Annotated in this window: 17 protein-coding genes; 10 read left to right on the forward strand and 7 right to left on the reverse strand. The window is 55.1% G+C overall.

What is annotated here, in order from left to right; translation table 11 throughout:
- Window positions 1-218: 218 nt before the first annotated feature.
- Window positions 219-1,529, reverse strand: a complete 1,311-nt coding sequence (locus C3418_RS18985) for a type II toxin-antitoxin system HipA family toxin (RefSeq protein ID WP_005329232.1) — start codon at window positions 1,527-1,529, stop codon at window positions 219-221.
- A complete protein-coding gene (locus tag C3418_RS18990; RefSeq protein ID WP_005329233.1) occupies window positions 1,529-1,783 on the reverse strand; it encodes a helix-turn-helix domain-containing protein in 255 nt (84 codons plus the stop codon). The genes C3418_RS18985 and C3418_RS18990 overlap by 1 nt, the downstream gene beginning before the upstream one ends.
- Window positions 1,784-2,284: 501 nt before the next feature.
- On the opposite strand from C3418_RS18990, the gene C3418_RS18995 reads away from it, so the two are divergent.
- On the forward strand, window positions 2,285-2,533 hold the full coding sequence (locus C3418_RS18995; RefSeq protein ID WP_010674978.1) for a hypothetical protein: 249 nt from the start codon (window positions 2,285-2,287) through the stop codon (window positions 2,531-2,533).
- Between the two features lie 420 nt (window positions 2,534-2,953).
- Here C3418_RS18995 and C3418_RS19000 read toward each other — a convergent pair whose 3' ends face one another.
- Both C3418_RS19000 and C3418_RS19005 read right to left on the reverse strand, forming a co-directional pair.
- Entirely contained in the window at window positions 2,954-3,205 is a 252-nt protein-coding gene (locus C3418_RS19000; RefSeq protein ID WP_010674977.1) for a type II toxin-antitoxin system Phd/YefM family antitoxin, read from the reverse strand.
- Between the two features lie 78 nt (window positions 3,206-3,283).
- A complete protein-coding gene (locus tag C3418_RS19005) occupies window positions 3,284-4,591 on the reverse strand; it encodes a Fic family protein (RefSeq protein ID WP_021140687.1) in 1,308 nt (435 codons plus the stop codon).
- 254 nt (window positions 4,592-4,845) lie between these two features.
- Here C3418_RS19005 and C3418_RS19010 point away from each other — a divergent pair, with 254 nt between their 5' ends.
- From C3418_RS19010 to C3418_RS19025, 4 genes are all read left to right on the forward strand, one after another.
- Complete coding sequence (locus tag C3418_RS19010; protein WP_103859077.1) at window positions 4,846-5,298, forward strand: antitoxin Xre/MbcA/ParS toxin-binding domain-containing protein; 453 nt, start codon at window positions 4,846-4,848, stop codon at window positions 5,296-5,298.
- 331 nt (window positions 5,299-5,629) lie between these two features.
- On the forward strand, window positions 5,630-6,208 hold the full coding sequence (locus tag C3418_RS19015; RefSeq protein WP_103859078.1) for a hypothetical protein: 579 nt from the start codon (window positions 5,630-5,632) through the stop codon (window positions 6,206-6,208).
- Window positions 6,201-8,579, forward strand: coding sequence for a site-specific integrase (locus tag C3418_RS19020; protein ID WP_053288387.1), 2,379 nt, complete (start codon window positions 6,201-6,203; stop codon window positions 8,577-8,579). Before C3418_RS19015 ends, C3418_RS19020 begins: the two co-directional genes overlap by 8 nt.
- On the forward strand, window positions 8,564-11,872 hold the full coding sequence (locus tag C3418_RS19025; protein WP_103859079.1) for a tyrosine-type recombinase/integrase: 3,309 nt from the start codon (window positions 8,564-8,566) through the stop codon (window positions 11,870-11,872). The genes C3418_RS19020 and C3418_RS19025 overlap by 16 nt, the downstream gene beginning before the upstream one ends.
- Window positions 11,873-12,074: 202 nt before the next feature.
- Here the strand turns inward: C3418_RS19025 and C3418_RS19030 are convergent, their stop codons facing one another.
- Window positions 12,075-12,737, reverse strand: coding sequence for a WYL domain-containing protein (locus C3418_RS19030; RefSeq protein WP_244053737.1), 663 nt, complete (start codon window positions 12,735-12,737; stop codon window positions 12,075-12,077).
- Window positions 12,738-12,762: 25 nt separating this feature from the next.
- A complete protein-coding gene (locus tag C3418_RS24845) occupies window positions 12,763-12,999 on the reverse strand; it encodes a hypothetical protein (protein WP_244053735.1) in 237 nt (78 codons plus the stop codon).
- A 100-nt stretch (window positions 13,000-13,099) separates the two neighbouring features.
- Here C3418_RS24845 and C3418_RS19035 point away from each other — a divergent pair, with 100 nt between their 5' ends.
- Window positions 13,100-13,339 carry a DUF4258 domain-containing protein gene (locus C3418_RS19035; protein WP_103859080.1) on the forward strand — a complete coding sequence of 80 codons (240 nt, stop codon included), beginning with the start codon at window positions 13,100-13,102 and terminating at the stop codon, window positions 13,337-13,339.
- A 189-nt stretch (window positions 13,340-13,528) separates the two neighbouring features.
- The gene (locus C3418_RS24850) at window positions 13,529-14,035 is read left to right on the forward strand and encodes a hypothetical protein (protein ID WP_005327398.1); all 507 of its coding nucleotides are present in this window, start codon (window positions 13,529-13,531) and stop codon (window positions 14,033-14,035) included.
- A gap of 116 nt (window positions 14,036-14,151) precedes the next feature.
- On the opposite strand, the gene C3418_RS19045 is transcribed toward C3418_RS24850, so the two are convergent.
- Window positions 14,152-14,364 (reverse strand): helix-turn-helix transcriptional regulator, encoded by a 213-nt coding sequence (locus C3418_RS19045; protein ID WP_059169687.1) that lies wholly within the window; start codon window positions 14,362-14,364, stop codon window positions 14,152-14,154.
- Window positions 14,365-14,487: 123 nt separating this feature from the next.
- Between C3418_RS19045 and C3418_RS19050 the strand changes: the two genes are divergently transcribed.
- From C3418_RS19050 to C3418_RS19060, 3 genes are read left to right on the forward strand one after another with little or no spacing between them, the layout of a single operon-like run.
- Window positions 14,488-14,697: a hypothetical protein gene (locus C3418_RS19050; protein ID WP_042011229.1), complete on the forward strand. Its 210-nt coding sequence runs from the start codon at window positions 14,488-14,490 to the stop codon at window positions 14,695-14,697.
- A gap of 11 nt (window positions 14,698-14,708) precedes the next feature.
- On the forward strand, window positions 14,709-15,947 hold the full coding sequence (locus tag C3418_RS19055; protein WP_005327400.1) for an Arm DNA-binding domain-containing protein: 1,239 nt from the start codon (window positions 14,709-14,711) through the stop codon (window positions 15,945-15,947).
- On the forward strand, window positions 15,931-16,821 hold the full coding sequence (locus tag C3418_RS19060) for an HDOD domain-containing protein (RefSeq protein WP_069785115.1): 891 nt from the start codon (window positions 15,931-15,933) through the stop codon (window positions 16,819-16,821). Before C3418_RS19055 ends, C3418_RS19060 begins: the two co-directional genes overlap by 17 nt.
- Window positions 16,822-16,993: the final 172 nt, after the last annotated feature.

Below are 16,993 nucleotides of genomic sequence, written 5' to 3' on the forward strand. Positions count from 1 at the left end.
CATGAATATCGACTGGGAGAAGCTCCGCCACAAGTAACGGAGCTAACAGGAGACCAGCAGATCATTTTGGAGGTATTGGGTGAGCGCTATCGGCAAATTTATTCCTAAATCAGGTGCGGAATGTCGGATGGATCATTCACTCGCTCGTACGCAAAAAAAATGAGCCTCGATAGAGGCTCATTTGGGGCGATGCAAGAGGCATTTGTCACATTGGTCAATTATCGTTTTAAGCGTTGCGCTTTCGAACTGAGTCCACCCAAAATTGAATCTGCAATCTCAGTGGGAAATGTATCAGGCAATTGCTGACGAACGATTGATATTACCTCATCCAGATTATCCGTCAGTTCGCTGATGATTTTTTCCATCTGCACTTGTTCAAAACCAATCGCCTTGGCCGTTTGATAAAAATGGCGAGGAAATATCTGCTCTATCGCGTATTTTTTGCCCTTGGTTGCAGTAAGCCCCATGGCCAACTTGGCATCACGGGGATGTAATCCTTTACCACCAAATGCAGGATACATGGAAAGGATGTCGTAAAACGGTGTAAGCCGGAAACGCCCTTCAGGTTCGATAAACACCGAGAAATTCTTGGCATGGCCATCAGTGGCAGCCAGCAGCCAGAACAACACCTGAGACTTCATAAACAGGTACCGATCCTGCTCCGGCGTGGCCGATCCCAGCAGGGTCGTCATGATGTCAGCAATGCCCGGTCCACCATGGCTCTCGTACTTGCGTGCTGACGGTACATTCAACACCTGGCAGAAGTCCTCTTGGGGCAGGCGCATGATCCAACTGCGATCCGTGGCGTAGCGCCGATCGAAGCGTTCCACCGCCAGAGCCTTGACCTTGCCGACCTGCATGATGAAGCAATGGGGAACCGGAAGACCCAATGCTTTGGCGATCAGGGTGCAGAGATATTCGTTTTCTACGCTCTGGGAGAGGTCTATCGAGTAGGAGTGGCTTTCGATCTTGCCAATGGGCAGCTTGATAATGTGGGTGGTTGGGGTCGCTGCATGCGGTAAGCACCAACGGTTGTCGAGGTAGAGTAACGCGGTCTTTTCCTGAGCCCCGGCGATGGATATCCGAAAATCGTCCTCTTCCCTCACCATACCAAGCGGGATCCCTTGCTGGTAGCTGGTCATGATCTGCTCCAGTTCGGCGTCAGAGAGCGGCTTGCACTCAATGCGCTTAACGTCTGGCACAGGTCTGCCCTGAGCCACCAGTTGCAATGCCCCCACGCTGTCCTGGCCAATACAACTGAGCAGATCAAAGGGTTGGGTGGAATCGGCTTGATAGCGCGCCACCACCCGGTTTCTTACTTCCGGGTTATCTGGCAGCAGATTATCGAAGAAGTTATAGGCCTCATCGCCCTGGTAGCGCTGCTGGCGTAATGGCATGGAGAGCGAGATGGGGCGGCTGCCTGGCAACTTCACCCACGATTCATCGTACTGAAATTGGTGAGCACCATTGGTCGCCTTGGTAAAGGTACCTACCCGGTATCCGTTCATGTAGACCGTCAGGCTGGCCATTACCACTCCTCCTTCCAGCCAGGCGTGGCGTTTTCCGCAGGATCGGTGCGGGGCCTGATATCGAGGGAGAGTTCCAGTGCGGCGAGGATCTTGAACAAGGTCTCCAGCTTGGTTGACTCGGGATTGAGCTCGAAGCTGGACACCGTGTCCTGCCTGATCCCCACCTTGCCGGCCACTTTGCCTTGGGAGAGCTTTTGCGAAAGCCTGGCATCCTTGAGACAGGCACTAAGTTGCTTGGCGCTGGTTACTTTCATGATTTGACTTACCTGGTAGCGTAATTTCTTTTAATTTACACGCTGTGGCAGGTATATCAATATTTACCTGCTTTAGGCGGTAAATGTTTTTCACACGCTAAAGGCGGTATTTAACCTTGATCCTCAGGTATGGGTGTCGCACTTTCGATTCAAGGGGCCATTAAAACAAGGTGTAACGAGTTTCAGCAGGAGTGCACTGGGGTTGGCGCAACAAAAGCCAAGGCGGCGATGGTGCGTCGGTTGATCGTCTCTGTCAGTGAGTCCATGATTGTTGCGATCGCTTCACGGGAGCTCACAAGTTCGCACCCGCGTTCGCTTCTTTAAATACCTTCTTGAATTGATGAGCACGAAATTTTGCCAATCTAGCCGAGGTTTCTCGGGAAAATTTGCAAATGCAGTGATGGTGTCATACCAAGCAGCCACCTCCATTGAAGATCTAAACTGGACAGGTCCCCAGTGTTATCGAAAACGGGGGGGCGCAACCAACAAGGTAACTCTGACATGTTGAAACCCATTCTGGTACAGCTCCGAGAGGCCTTGGCCGAGCTGCCCTACTTCACCCATATCGACAACCAGCATGACTACGAAAGTGCGCTGGCACTGATAGATGAGCTGGTGGATGACTACGATAACAACGTCCAGCTGTTAGACCTGCTGGCGGCCAGCATTGAGCGTTGGGAAGATAATGCTGAAGAGTTTGCTGAGTTTAACCGGCGGGTGGCGGCCATCCCTGCGTCATCATCGACATGAACCACTAGGCTAACGTCTTGCCGCCGGGCGCAGCCTACCGCATGAAGTCCGAGCACGACAACAAGCTGCTGATGGATCTTCGATCCAAAAATCGGATGGTTGCACACACTCCAGGGTGGTCAAAATTGGACGCTGAAAACCCCGGATGGATGAGTCAGACAGGAATGCCGCCTGACGGCCTTTGCTTTTCAGTGGTTCGTCTCCATCGGAAGCGCCCAAGTGAATTCCCCTTTATTACTACACCGGGGCCCAGATCAGCAGGCGCTGCCAGTTCGCTCACACAATGAGGGGAGGAGGGCCATGACACGACTAATGCTGCGATGACAATAAGGGGCATCGTAGCGTTGATCTCCAGCCCGCGCTTGATCAACGTTGATTTGCAAGAGCTGAGGGTAGTGATGGCAAGGATGGGATTCTAAATCATAGGTCCTCCAGGTTGACGCTGACGAACTCCGACCGTTTGACTCGCTCATCGACAATACGGTTCAGCTCGGCATCTTCGGCCAGTTCCAGATAGTAGGCGTAGAGCTCAGGCGGCACACAATAGAATGCTGGCTCGTTACGATAGAGGATGGCGACGGCATCGCCTTTTCCCTCTTTGATGGTCCCCATTGGATTGCGTCTGAGCTCTGTGATATTGGCAGTGGTGGCTGCCAGGCTTTGGTAACTCATGATGATGTCCTCGGCATAGAGCACCGCACTATGGAATACCTTAATAGATACTCAACTCGACGATTGTCACAGTATCAATCAGCGCCCATGTTGCGCTTTCCACGCGATAAACTCCGAGGGCCGTAAACCATAGCGTGCCAGAACACCTTCATGCAGCCTTCGCAACTCTTCAACAATCAGTGCCTGTACGGCCGATCGCTCTTGCTGCGGGACGTTCTCTGACACCGCTTGTTCAATGGTGCTGAGTGGATCAAGTTGGATCGACGTGACGACCCCACGGACAGTCTGTTTGATAAGATCCCGCCATGCTAGGCGAAGTGGGTCAGGTTCGGCGAGATCCCGCTTGATGGCAAGATATTCTTGGGTTGAACGTTCATAAGCCCACACGTACAGGTCGCGTAGCAGTTCGATGCGGGCCATTTCGTACACACCGAGGGTGGCGCGGCTGTAGGCCTGTTCTGGTACATCGAGGAAGGTGAGCGGGCAGAGGTTGCCACGAAACAGGGGGAGATTCGCGGCTAGGCGGGAAGTGCGTTTATTGATGTCGGCAAAAGGTTGTAGGTAGGGCAAGTGCACCATCATGAAAAACGATTGTTCAAACGGATCGTGGATCTGATTGGCTTTGCTCAGCACCTCGTCCAGCACCTCTTCGATTTGTTGTGCCGTGGATAACGGGCGATAGATACTTTTACTGATGTCGACAGCATGTTGGCGAATGCGCCCCTCATCGGCAGGGTTGGGTAGCAAGTTTTCCGCCAGGGCGCTGTGCAAGTTCATCAGGGTGTAGCGGTTAAATTCGGCACTGTCGATGTTTTCGACCAGTAACTCGATCGCGGTTTTATGGTTCAGGATCATCTGCGTTTCGATGGCTCCCTTACCCCGCGCGGCCTTGCCGTGCTCGATAAGTTCACGGGTGTCTAGCCTGCTATAGGTATTACCTTCCAGGTGGCTCGATGCCCATGATAAGTCGATCAACAAACGGTTCAGGATCGCTCGACTGTATGTGCCGGCAGGCTCATCGATGTCTGTGGTCTTGCCCATGTTGTGCAACTGACGGCGCAGTGATTCGGACAGGTAACAGGTTTCGTTGGGATGATATGCCTGCAAGAAATCATGCTGATAGCCCACGGGCTTGCGGGCTGGGAGGGGCTGGTCGATATAGGCAAGGATATCCAGGCTGTCGGCAGAGAGTGGGATGAACGCGGGGAAACTGTCCACCTTGGCTATCCGGGGCTCGGTATGGCTCTCGGAGTCAGCATGATAGCGGCGAGCCCGTCCTTCGCCTTGGGCTGTGATGTGGCCGCTTTCAATCAGCTTGGCTATCAGGCGCTGTGCGGTGCGTCTGGCTATGCTCGGGTGGCGGCCCAGCAGTTCAGCCAGCGTCAATCCGCTTTCGGATCCCCTGATAGTCTCTAGTAGGTCTGTGGTCGCTGACATCGTGTTTGTTGGCGCGTTTTTCATATATATGGCGCCATTTTGGCGCAGTTAACTAAACTGCGCCAGTTTTAGTGGCAAGTTTGGCGCAGTTTTGCGGTGGCTTCATAGGTTAACGTTTGGGGTTTGAAAGAGTCCTGCATCGTTGATGGTATGGTTTAGATGGGCTAGTTTAAAGGCGCAATGATACAGGGAGCCGCCTCGCCATGTCCTACGCTGCTTATCGTTCTGTTCGCCAGATCCGCCAACCGAAGGGGCTGATGGCCTCGCTGGCCTTGCCCCAGGAGCTTGTGGGGGCGCATCATCTCATTGTGGCTGGAATGGCTCCCTCCATCGTCAATGAACTGGCTGCGTTGCTGGGCTGCGACGTCAAGATAGTCTGTCAGCTGGTTGGCATTGACCGCTCGACGGTGACACGCAAGCGCACTGCGGCGGCCCTGCTGTCCCGCGCTCAGAGTGCCCGTATCTATTCATTCGTTAGTGTGATGGAGGCTGCGGAGTCGCTGTTCGAGGGGGGCAGGGGGAAGGCGCTTGAGTGGTTGAACAAACCTGCCCGGGCGCTGGGAGGAAACCCTCCTGCTACTTTCCTGACGACCGCTGTCGGAGCTCAGGCAGTTATCGATCTCATCGGCCAGATTGAGCATGGCGTCGTCGTTTGATGGCGACCTATCTCGCTGAAGGCGTTACCGCTCGACAGCGGTGTCCAGCATGTGCAGGAGAAAGCCAAGTATTGTTCAATTGACGTCACCCGAGTCAGTCACATTCCCCCTTGCATATCGGCTAAATGATCCCGCTCCCTCGACGATTACCCACTTGGTGAATTGCATCTCCATTCCTGACTTCATTCACAGTACCTGCCTGCGGTAGGCCTGCCATGCGCAGGTTCAGAGGTTCGGTGTGTGGCTGAATCGGTTTATCGCTAAGGAACTGTTTGAAAACAAAATACATTTTTATGTAATGTGTTAGTAACGGGTGATACACGGGGTTTACATGAGGACGAAGGAGTCAGGGAACTATCAGATCCATCCGGCGTTAGTCGCGTTTCGTGAGGCGTGGTTGGAGTTGGGCTTCAAGACTGGGCTGCCGATTGCCGATCAATTCCATACGCTCTGGGAGTCAGCCATTATTCTCTATCGTCCCTTGTCGTCAGGCGATGATGTGGGCAGTGCGCTTATGATCGTAGGGCCATTGTTGCCAGTATTGTCTTGGCCGTCGCCAATCAAACCGCAGCCTGGGCAACGATTGATCCCCTGCGGGCTGAATGATGGTGAGGTCGAGCAGCATCTGGCCGGGGAGTGGCTGAGGTTGATGACGCTGTTAGGGGAGCCCCGTCTCATCGAATGCAGCCGACGAATTTTCAATCGCGTTCTGACAGACGAGCAGCGTCTTAACTGGTTTCAGAAGAAGCGGTTGTCTCAAGACTATTGGGCCAAGGTGTGCGGGTTGTCCCGGGAACAGCTGGCGCATGCTCAGGAGGCGCTGAGCAAGTCCCGGCAAAAAGACAAAAAGAACGGGATGGTATCGGTGCCCGAACCTAACTTCTTCTTGCAGAGGTTAGCCGATGAGTGATGACCTTTCGCAGGAGCAGGCAGTGGAGGGTCTTGACGCTGAACCCGCCCGTTCCCTTACCCGACAGCTGGTGTTTCCGGAGGCGTTGGCCGAGTGGCACCGGCAAATCCTTGAATCGTTGCAAGCCTGCTGTCAGGGGATCCTGGGATTGGATCCAACACTGACCGCGTTGTTGGCCGCCGAGCTGCAGTGGATCGATTCTGTCTCATCCAAAGAGATGCTGCCCCCATCGCCACTCTCTGCCATGCAAATGCGTGAGCGGTTGAGTAAAGATCGGAGACTCAGCCAATTCTATCTCGTTGACGCCATCTTGGCGGAATTGCGTAGTGGCCATAGCCTCAACGGTGAGCTATTTGCTCAGCTCAAGTCCGTGACGATCCTGGCCGTCTTGGCGTTATCACATATCAATTTTTCTCAGGGTATTGCCGAGCGGGACCAAACGGTCGAAGAGGCGCTGCGCAACGTCAGGCTGATGGCGAACAATCAACGTGAGGTGATGATTAAGGCCCTGTCTGAGGTCGATTTTACGCAGCCGATACTGACGCTATTGCAAGCCATCAAGATCCAGAGAGAGCAATATGCCAATAACAAGCAGGTGAGCGTCAATACAGGGGCCTTGGAGGCCCTACTGAGCCGACTCTATAAGGCGCGAGCCAAAGAGATCAAAACGGGTACCCGGTCAACCGGCGAACGCCAGCGGTTCCAACTGGAGGCGCGTTATCAAGAGCAGCTCGACGAGCAGACCCAAATCCTGTTGCTACGGGAGGTTCTGCTGCAGCGCGGCAAAGTCAAACTGACCGAGTGGGAGGGTGAAGAGGAGCGAGGAACCCTCCCTGAGCAGCAGACGCTGCTGGTGTCCTCTCAGCCACAGGGGTTGATGGATATTCAGGCGAGGGTTTTGCAAAGCGCCTCGGTAGCGCTCTCCATGTCGATGCGTCATCTGCAGTTGCCGGCCAACCTTTGGATTGCCACAGCGTCACAGATCACACGCCTCGTCGATGCCTTGATGCCTCAGGCGGTCGATGAAACGGCGTTGCCGGCGCTGTCGATCCTGCTGCAACTGGTGATGGGCACGAGTAGCGAGGACTTGCACAAGCTGCCGGTCTGGCCGAGTACTGAGATTAAATTGCCTGCTCCTGGCTCTCGATTTGCCGATGACGACGGACCCTCAAAGAATGCCAGTGGTATTTGGCTGCTTCCTCATGGGGCGTATCTACAACGCTATGTAGAGGTTGCCCACAGCCGAGTGCATAGGAAATTGCACTCTTTTTTGCCAAAGAGCGACTTATTCTTGCAGCTACCTTTGCCAAAATGGGCCACTCATTTATTGGTTGGACACGGTTGGAGGACATTGAGTAGTAGCGCGCAGGTGGATTGTTTAGCGCGAGCAAATGAGCGAGCTGGCACGGCCTTGACCATGCGACAGCTGCAAAACTACCAGCGTGCTTGGTTGCAAAGAGAGGGGATTGATAGCGCCATTGCCGGTATCCTGCGTGGCAAGGCGGCTCAGCAATGTTCCCCTATGGCCTACAGTCATGTGCCACGTAAAGACGTGTTGCAGATCTGGCGCCGTTATTTGGCCTCCATGGGGATGACCGCGGTGGTGCTGGCACCGGAATTAGAACAAGGAGCTGTCGGATCACGCCTCTATCCTAGCGTTGGCGAGCTTGCTCGACTCCTAGGAAATTATCAGCAGTACCTCTGTGCACGACTCAGTGGGTCACGGCAGCAGCGTCCAACGCTGACGCAATATCATAACCTCCTCGTGCGCCACAGTTTGTTGATCCTCCATCTTTCTACTGCCGCCAGGCCCGTGACGGAGATGTACGGCAGGCGTGGTGATTACTGCCTCATCAGTCGCTTTATCCGGCTGACAGACAAAGAGGGACGATCTGTGAGCTCGGCCAGGTTGGTGCCATTGTCAGCGTTGGCAGTGCAGCAACTGCAAGCCTGGGAGCGCTATTTGACATATTTGGCATGTCAGCGTGAGCCGCTGCTGGCGCCGTTAGTGTCGGCGGCGGAGCAAGCATTGAGTGGAGCTGGAGCGCTCCTGTTCTGGGCGGTCGAGGCCAAAGATGGCAGCCTGGAAGGCACAGAAATCGTCACCCCAAATTCGATGATGAGGCAGTTCGAAAATCTGTTGCCCCTGGCGCCAAACTGGCATCGCCATTCGGTGCGCAGCCACCTGCTGGAGCAAGGCGTGGCCACCGAGTTTATCGATGCGCTGCTTGGTCATGAGGAGATGGGGACAGAGTTCACAAACCAGTACAGTAGTGCGGCGTTGAGCGATCTATTTACCCTGACGGACGTGCTGGACAAATGGCATCAAACCCTCGGGTTGAAGGTGATGGGCGAATGGACAATCCACTGATCGATTGGCGTGAACAGCTTCGAAAGGAAGATGAGCGTGCAGCGAACGTTCTTCGGTCTGGTCGGGCTATGCGTCGGGATCGTCTCAAACGTGCTCAGGTGCAAATAGAGCGTCGAGCACTGGATGCGCTGTTGCAACATTTGCCCGGCCTATTCAAGGAGCCAGCCGATGTCCGAGGGTTTGAGTATCTGTGGCCATTGGCGATGAGCACGTTGACGGGCAAGTATAGGCGACAGTCTGAATTCAAGGCTGGGCTGCGAGCCATCCTGCTTTGCCTGCAGCAGGGCAATACCAGCGGGTATTGGCAGTTGCCGTTGCCGACAATCCCCCTGACGGTGCTTCGGCGCCCGCTACCTTACACTGAAAAGTGGTTTGACAAAGCGCAGCGCTGTAGTCAAGCGCTGCTGAACTGGCATAGACAGATCGAGGCCCGCGACACTAGCCTGATCGAAGCTGAAGATTTACTGGCCGACATTCTTCATAGCGCGGTGTTTTACTGCGGTGTACACCAGACGGCGATTTTGCACGCACTGATGCTGGCCATCGCTGAGCGGCGAAGATTATGCACGAATGGCTCAGTTGTTTGGTTGCCTTTGACGTTAGAGAGCAAGGCGTTGGCCACCAATGCGCACGATAGAGCAGGGAAGGGGGTTACCGAGCTCCAGATTTTCCTAAGCCTGCCGACTCTGGGGTTGGTACAGCGCTGGTATCGTCGGCGCGGCAAAACGTTTGAGCTTGCCGTTGAGCTCGATACATTCAGCTTATGGGCCCAGAGACATCTGACTGCACCCCTGCGCGGGATCAAAGAGTTTTGCCAAGGGGCGAGTCTGGTAACCGGTGGGCAAGCCGGGGTCCGCTGGCCACAGATCCTGACTCATGTGGCATCTGGGGCGTTACACAGTGTACCGCTGCCTCATGAAAACTGGCTTTCACTGCATCATCCGACGGTTGCGGATGGTCACCAAGTGGTGTGTTTGGCGCAGGAGGCGAGTACCGGATTAGTCGATAACCTGACGGCAGGCAGTTCCAAGCGTTGGCGCTACCATGGCGAAGACCACCCTTATTCATCCTTACTGGCTCGGTTGCGAACGGTGTTGGCGGAAAAGGAGAGCGCGACTCGCAAGCAGACGAAGGCAAGCTGCCTCGCAGGACTGAACCGGTTGCGCAATGAGCAGACCCTCAGCAAGTCAGAGCAGATCCTGGTTGGGTGGCTACATCAATGCATCGCAAAGAACAAAAACAAGCCTTCGACGCTGCGCAGTTACCTTAGTCGCGGTGGTCAGCAATGGCTTGTTCGGTGCTTTGATCATGATCTCGGCTTATGGGATGGCGATCGTTTTCTGAGCTGTTATCGAGCATTGCTGGAAGAGTATGGGGGGACTTCAAATCTGGTCGTCGACCCGGCGCTCTCTGGTGCGGTTGAACGGACGGACCTGGAAAGATCCTCCTCCGCAGAGCCGGAAAGTTCCTCTTCCGAGGCGCCCGTTAGCCAAAAGAATGCTGTCAGCTACATGGCTGCACGCTTGACCAGCCTGCACAGCTATGCGGTGGCGAGTTACCACTTGGCCCCATTGCCGGAGGAGCTGGTCCCGCGCGAGCGCCAGAGGCCCCATGTGCGTGCCACCTATCTCAGTGAACCTCTCTTTCGACAGTTGCTGCGTGGAATGGAGCGGATGACGCACACCTCATCGAGTTACCGAGAGTGTCTGAGCGCGTTATACATCGTGGCTTATCGTGCTGGACTGCGCTTGAGCGAGATCCAAAAGCTCAGGTTAAAAGATATCGAACGCAGTCCAGAGTGCTGGCTATATATCCGCGATACCCGGCTTGATGATGGCAAGAGTGACAGTGCCACCCGCAAGATCCCCCTGGGGGTCTTGCTGACCCCGGAAGAGCGTACTCGATTGGATGCGTACTTATCTGGGTTATGGTCGCGAAAGGCGAAAAACGCGAACGCGCTGGCGTTTCCCTCACAGAGCGGTTGGTTGATACCGATGTCGGATGAAGAGATCAGGGGGCCGTTAACCAGTATCCTTCGGCAGGTTGGTGGGAAATACTATACATTCCATCATCTGCGGCATACGGCATTGAGCCGCCTGCAACTGCTGTTACATCACGAAGCTCTGGCACTGCACAGTTTGCCAGGGTGGGCACATTTCCTGCCTTGGTCGGCCGCACAGTGTACCTCTATCTACCAGACCATCACACACTCATCCACTCAGGGGGATTATTGGGCGCTGGCCCAGTTTGCTGGCCATCAGAGCCCGGAGACGACGTTGCACTCATATTTGCATTTTACCCACTGGGTCAATGCAGCGTGTCTGTTGCAGGCTAAGTACGACTGGTCTTTGTCACTGCGACACCACTTCACCGGGCTGTCTCGTGCAAAGCTCACACAGAACGACTGGTTGGAGGGGCCCTTGACATGGCAGCGCTGCCGGGAGGCCCTGCTCCAGTCGCTTTCGCCTTATCTTCAACAGGTCTCCTGGGTCCTGATGGAGTGTGCACCTTACCCTCCCTTGGTTAAACACAAGCTGGATTTTGATGCCGCTCTGGAGCTGATCGCACGGTTCGCACGACATGAAGATATCACCGATCAACTCAATCGTTATCAACTCACACCCGCTATGGTCGATGAGTTAGTTGAAAAAATTCATTTACTTAAAGCATTTAAGACTCAGCGGGGAGCACAGCGATTGCTCTACTCAACGTCACATCATCTGAATTTGCTTCCTGGAGCCTTGCGCAGTCATAAGGAGCAAATCGAACTCCGTAAAGTGGTTAAACTGGCTCGCCAGGTCTATCGCGAGCAACGAGCGGCTTTCATCGAATGGATTGGCTATCTGCTAGTCCGAAGCAATACTCGCAACACTGGGATCCCCTTCACGGATCCACAGATGTTGCAAGCCTTCCTGAGTGTGACGGTATTACTGCTGCCAGCGACACGGATTGCGATCGAGGTACGATGTGGCGCCAAACGGAGTGAAAAAGCCCCATGGCGGGAGGTCATCTCACGCTATCGCGTGAAGAGTGAATTCATTGAAAAAAGTGGGGCTAACCGGGCACTACTGCGAATAATTCATCCTGACGAGGCGGGTATCTGTCAGCGTTCTACTGAGCGGCAGCAAAATGCTGACACGGTAAAACCAATGGCGCGCTACAGCACTCCGTTGCTACGGACAGTCGCCTATGTCGTGGCGCTGAAAGTAATGAGCATCCAAGAGCTGGTATCGCTAGGTAACAAGAAGAAAGCCGACTTTGCACGTCAAACCGCGCGTGAGCTTACAGATTGAACGTGCAACATGCTGAAATAGAATAAAATCTATTTGCTTCGCCATTTTGCCAGCTGCCTGACCACTGCGCGCTGCGCATCTGATGACCTGAAACGCCCTCATCACGGATTCTTGGACGCCTGATCATCGTCGACGCTCATTCTCACGGCGGGGCATAACTGTCTGGCAGTAGGGATCCCCGTCCGTTAGGGTGGGGAGTGTATTAACGTGGCAGCACAAGCAAATCTGCACTCTTGAGCTTGAAGGTACAGCCTTGCTCGATCAGCTCCTCTCGATTTGCCAGCACCAGCGGGTAGAGCAGAGGATGTTGTTGGTGTTCGCCGTTATAGCTCACCTGCATCCGTTCCAGTGCATAGTGCATCAAAGGGATGCGCTGGCTGATCAACAGCTTGCCATCTGCCATGGCGTAGTCGCTGGCAATGATGGCTTGCTGTCCTTCGCTGAGGGCTGGATTGGGGATAACGATGGAGGTGAACCGGGTGTTCCACTCCCGATCCTGATCCCGGCCGTGGGGGGAGGCATCCAGCAGATCTGGTTCGCCGCGAAAACGACTCATCACGAAGTCCAGATATTCCCCTTTCTTCTCGCAGTAGGCGCGCACGTGCCAGCGGATCCCGTCATAGACCAGGGTATGGGGCACGATATTGCGGCCGCTCTGCGCCTCTGAGCTGAGCGACACGTAATCGACATCGACCCGCAGTTGGCCGCGCGCCGCCTGCACCAGACCACGCACGATTTTCGGGTCGATATGGCGGTTGGGCACATCCAGGATCTCGATATGGCCGTAGCGCAGGTCCATCAGCGGCAGGGTTAACAGGCCCGCTTCATGTTGGCGCTGGTGCTGCTTCTCACGGTGCAACAGCATCAGGTACTCATCGACGTTGCCTTCACTAAAGCGCGGCACAAAGTGGTCGGTGGGTTTTGTATCCCTTCAGACTTTTGTCATAGACCAGCCCGTCCGGTGCATAGTGAGTCAGGTAGTGATTGATATCCCGTGACGCTTGCTGGCGACCGATATTGAAGGCGGTCATCAAATGATTGGTGGTCAGCCGTCCTTCCCATTGCAATACGATTTCCAGCAGACGAAAACGCAGGGTTTGATCCCAAGTGAGCTCTTTGGGTGCCATATCTGTTCCAAAATGCGACATGTGTATGTAACCAGTATCGGCATGAGTATACAGGCTACATATAATCAATCCATCGAGATGAACGTTACAGGAGTATGTCATGAACGGAAAGCTGGACAGTGCATACAGCCATCACGCCGCGTGCCGGATGCAGCAGCGTGGTATTGATCCCGAGTGGGTGGAGCTGCTGCTGAGCAGCGGGCGCTCTGCGTATCACCAGGGCCGCGAAGTGGTTTATCTCGATCGCAAAGGCGTGGCTATGCTGCAAGCCGAGTGCGGATTGCCCGCACAATGCTGTCAGCGACTACGTCGTCACTATCTAGTCCTACAAGGCGGCTAGATTGTCACCGTCGGGCATAAAACCGCTCACTTCAAACGCGATCGGCACTGAGGCACCATGAACCCAACGCGGTTATCAGATCAGGCAAGCATGCCCCTGATCAGGGGGATATGTTGCTTGTTGTCAGCCGAGCGAGTGACGACGCTGACCGCTTTACTAGCCAACGGCGCATGTCACCAACAGGGTAAGATGTCACCGCTGGCGATGATGGCGGCATTGGCCATCCATATCGAGCAACACCGGTTGGATCGCACGTTACTGCCCATCGACCAGGGGCGTGAGCAACTGATGGCCGGTGCTGCCGACTTGCTGGGGAGGGACGCCCGCTTTGAAGATCAGGATGCGTTTCGCCTGTTGGCGCTACTGCTCGACAAATTGCTGCGGGGAGGGCGTGGCAGCCGTCCGGCCAAGCAGGATGGACTCACGGTAAGTGTGATGGAGTTGCGGGCGCTGGCGGTCAGATCCCCGAATAGTGATGCCGTGGTGCGTGGCAGCTGGCGGCGCAAATCACGCAACCAGCTGGGCCACGCCAGCTGGCTGGATGTGGTAGAGGCTGCACTTTGGTGCTTCTGGCATGGGGATGACCTGGCCAGTGGCGAAGTATTGCTCGGGGTATTGCTGGGCCGGGATGAGCGCGTACGGTTGGTCTATGGTCTGCTGGCCGGTGCTTTCTATCTGTCAGATCGGACGGATTGAAGAGGGAGCCCAAAGCCCAAGACTCTCAGTTCCGCTGATTTTGTGTGAAATGCAGCAACTACTCAGCAATGGGCTGGTTTACATCGGCCAGTATGAATTGATAGCAATAACAGCCTTCACTGACTGGTAGATCCTTGAATCTCGAACAAATCCCCAACATTGATATCTAAGTGGCGACATAACTGTTCTATCACATCCAGTTCTATCCGTGTCGCAGTTTCATTGTAGAGACGGTGAATGGTGTTCCGGTTTATACCTGTTTCTCTAGCTACTTCAGCAACTTTCAACTTTCGCTCACCTAAAATTCTCGACAAGTGGCACTTAATCATTACTCCTCCATAAAAAAAATACCCACAGCGTAGCAAAATGTCTTGCAAGGGTGTTTAAAGGTGCTAAAGTCTCTCCTGTAGTGCATATGGTGTCTTTGAAGAGAATAAAGCGAGGATATGATTATGGCATACACCTATCTGACAACAGAAGAGCTCTCTGCACGGATCAAGTTTGATCCGCGTACCATCCGCAACCAGCTCAAGGATTCCGTGCTGCTCGAAGGGCTGCATTACATTCGCCCGTTTGGGGGACGCAAGCTGTTGTTCCTTTGGGAGCCGATCGAAGAGGAGATGCTCAAGCACAGCGCCACGTTCGAATCTTTCCAAGGCTAGGGGGTGGCAAGATGGCGTCTATTTTCAGTCTCAACCAACGGCTGTATCTCGATTTTACCTTCAAGGGCAAACGTTGTCGGGAACGGACCGGCCTGCCGGATAGTGAGCAAAATCGTCGCAAGCTCAAGCAGTATTGTGAGCGGATGGAGGCTCAGATCACGCTGGGGCAGTTTGATTTCTGCAAGGCGTTTCCCAATAGCCCTCGCTTTGACTATTTCGCCAACCAGGCCAAGCGGGAAGCGGTATTGTTGGCGGGGTGCCCCTTGCTGCGCGATTTCGCCGAGCAGTGGTATGCCGAAAAGGCGGCAGAATGGCGCACCTCCCAGCGGGAGACGGTACGCGACATTCTCGATGGTCACCTGTTGCCGCAGTTTGGCAACCAGCCGCTGAGCCTGATCGACAAGGGCGCTATTTTGGCATTCCGGGCGCAGGTGACCCAGTTGCCCGGGCGCAGTGGCAAGCCGATCTCCGCCTCGCGGGTGAATCACATCATGACGCCGCTGCGGATGATGCTGACTGATGCGGCCGACCGCTACGGCTTTATCTCTCCTTGGCGCAATATTCGGGCGCTCAAAATCCCCCGTACTACCATCATGCCGTTCAGTCTCGACGAGATAGGTGACATCGTGGCCACGGTGCGGGCGGATTATCGCCCTTACTACATCACCCGTTTTTTCACCGGCTTGCGTTCTAGCGAGATCCACGGGTTGACCTGGCGCCATGTCGATTTTGAGCGCCGGCAGTTGCAGATTTATCAAGCCTGGGTGCGCGATGAATTGATCCCGACCAAGACCGATGGCTCCTACCGGACGGTGCAAATGAGCGAGCGGGTGTATGAGGCACTGCTGCTTCAGCGCAGCCGGCAAGGGATTGATGTCACTCCGGATCACTTTGTGTTTTGTAACCGCAATGGCCGTCCGCTGGAGGATCGCAATGTGGCGAACCGGATCTGGTATCCGTTATTAGCTTTGCTCGATCTGGAGAAGCGCAAGCCTTATCAGACTCGGCACACGGCCGCGACCCTCTGGCTGGCATCCGGGGAGAGCCCGGAGTGGATTGCCCGGCAGTTGGGCCACAACAGCACGCAAATGCTGTTTCGGGTCTATTCCCGCTATGTGCCGGATCTGTCGGGGCGCGATGGGCATGCCTTTGAGCAGATGCTCAGTCGCTATGAGCCGACCGCATCGGGTCAGCGCGATGAGAGCACTACCATCCTTAACGAGGAGATCCACCATGGCCCACGTCATTAATCGGCAGGAACCTGGTCCATTGCTGTGGGCAACGCGCTTGCATTGCCTTGAGGGGCATTTGGAGCAGTGGCAACTGTGGACGCCCGGTGACACCCAGTTGGTGGTGGTGTCGCACAGTGAGATGGCTCATATCGAGCCCAGTGGCCAGCTGGTGCGCTGGCGGCTTGCCGCCCAGCCGTCTGCTCCGGTCGGCCTGCCTACGCAGGGGATTGCGGGGATGACCGGCGAGGCCGCCCGCCAGCTGTGGCTGTTTCACCTCGAGCAGGCACGGTCAGCCGCTCATGGCCAGATGATAGAGCAGCTATGGCAATTTTATGCTGGCCTGCCCAGTGGCGGGGTTCGTCAATTTGTCCAGGGGCTGCTGTTTGATAAACCCTTTATTGCCGCCTTCTATCGCGGCAAAGCGAGTCATCACCACCACCATGACTACGAGGGCGGCTTGCTGGAACACAGTGTTGAAGTGGCGCTGACGGCCAGGATGCTCTGCCAGCAATACCAGCTCGACAGCCGCACCGCCGACGTGGCCTTTTTGGGCGGGCTGTTGCACGATGTCGGCAAGCTCTACCTTTACTACAACAACAGCAGCGGGGAGGGGATCTGCTCCTCCCATGAGGCGCTCAACTTTATGAAGCTGGAGCCTTACCTCGAGCCATTGATGGCGCGAGAGCCGCGGGTGTTTGAAGCGCTGACCGCCTGCCTGTCGGCCTCGGTGGGCAAGCAGCAAATCCAGTACATGCCTGAAACCATCGTGAAGATGGCCGATCGCCTGTCAGCCGAGGTGTACCACTGGCGGCGGGTGTTTGTGGGCTTACCCGACTTTTACTGGTTTCACAAATCCGATGAGGATGCCCGGATCTACAAACGGCTGGGATGAGCGAGGCCTGTTGGGCGAGTTCGTAAAGAAACAGGGCCGCCATGTGCGCAATGCTGTTCACTTAAGCGGAGCCGCATTGCGATTTACCGGAAAACGGGTCTTTGATATCTTCACCGCCCTGGGTCTCGATGGCCTGGGGCGTTTTTCTATGAACATGACGCCTATGCAGCCC

The organism is Aeromonas sp. ASNIH8, assembly GCF_002919855.1.
GTDB lineage: Bacteria > Pseudomonadota > Gammaproteobacteria > Enterobacterales > Aeromonadaceae > Aeromonas > Aeromonas caviae.

Excerpts from the sequence above, each read along its gene's own strand:
- C3418_RS18985 (WP_005329232.1), bottom strand. The coding sequence starts at position 1,529 with ATGGCCAGCCTGACGGTCTACATGAACGGATACCGGGTAGGTACCTTT.
- C3418_RS18990 (WP_005329233.1), bottom strand. The coding sequence starts at position 1,783 with ATGAAAGTAACCAGCGCCAAGCAACTTAGTGCCTGTCTCAAGGATGCC.
- C3418_RS18995 (WP_010674978.1), top strand. The coding sequence starts at position 2,285 with ATGTTGAAACCCATTCTGGTACAGCTCCGAGAGGCCTTGGCCGAGCTG.
- C3418_RS19000 (WP_010674977.1), bottom strand. The coding sequence starts at position 3,205 with ATGAGTTACCAAAGCCTGGCAGCCACCACTGCCAATATCACAGAGCTC.
- C3418_RS19010 (WP_103859077.1), top strand. The coding sequence starts at position 4,846 with ATGTCCTACGCTGCTTATCGTTCTGTTCGCCAGATCCGCCAACCGAAG.
- C3418_RS19015 (WP_103859078.1), top strand. The coding sequence starts at position 5,630 with ATGAGGACGAAGGAGTCAGGGAACTATCAGATCCATCCGGCGTTAGTC.
- C3418_RS19020 (WP_053288387.1), top strand. The coding sequence starts at position 6,201 with ATGAGTGATGACCTTTCGCAGGAGCAGGCAGTGGAGGGTCTTGACGCT.
- C3418_RS19025 (WP_103859079.1), top strand. The coding sequence starts at position 8,564 with ATGGACAATCCACTGATCGATTGGCGTGAACAGCTTCGAAAGGAAGAT.
- C3418_RS19030 (WP_244053737.1), bottom strand. The coding sequence starts at position 12,737 with ATGCTGTTGCACCGTGAGAAGCAGCACCAGCGCCAACATGAAGCGGGC.
- C3418_RS24845 (WP_244053735.1), bottom strand. The coding sequence starts at position 12,999 with ATGGCACCCAAAGAGCTCACTTGGGATCAAACCCTGCGTTTTCGTCTG.
- C3418_RS19035 (WP_103859080.1), top strand. The coding sequence starts at position 13,100 with ATGAACGGAAAGCTGGACAGTGCATACAGCCATCACGCCGCGTGCCGG.
- C3418_RS24850 (WP_005327398.1), top strand. The coding sequence starts at position 13,529 with ATGTCACCGCTGGCGATGATGGCGGCATTGGCCATCCATATCGAGCAA.
- C3418_RS19045 (WP_059169687.1), bottom strand. The coding sequence starts at position 14,364 with ATGATTAAGTGCCACTTGTCGAGAATTTTAGGTGAGCGAAAGTTGAAA.
- C3418_RS19050 (WP_042011229.1), top strand. The coding sequence starts at position 14,488 with ATGGCATACACCTATCTGACAACAGAAGAGCTCTCTGCACGGATCAAG.
- C3418_RS19055 (WP_005327400.1), top strand. The coding sequence starts at position 14,709 with ATGGCGTCTATTTTCAGTCTCAACCAACGGCTGTATCTCGATTTTACC.
- C3418_RS19060 (WP_069785115.1), top strand. The coding sequence starts at position 15,931 with ATGGCCCACGTCATTAATCGGCAGGAACCTGGTCCATTGCTGTGGGCA.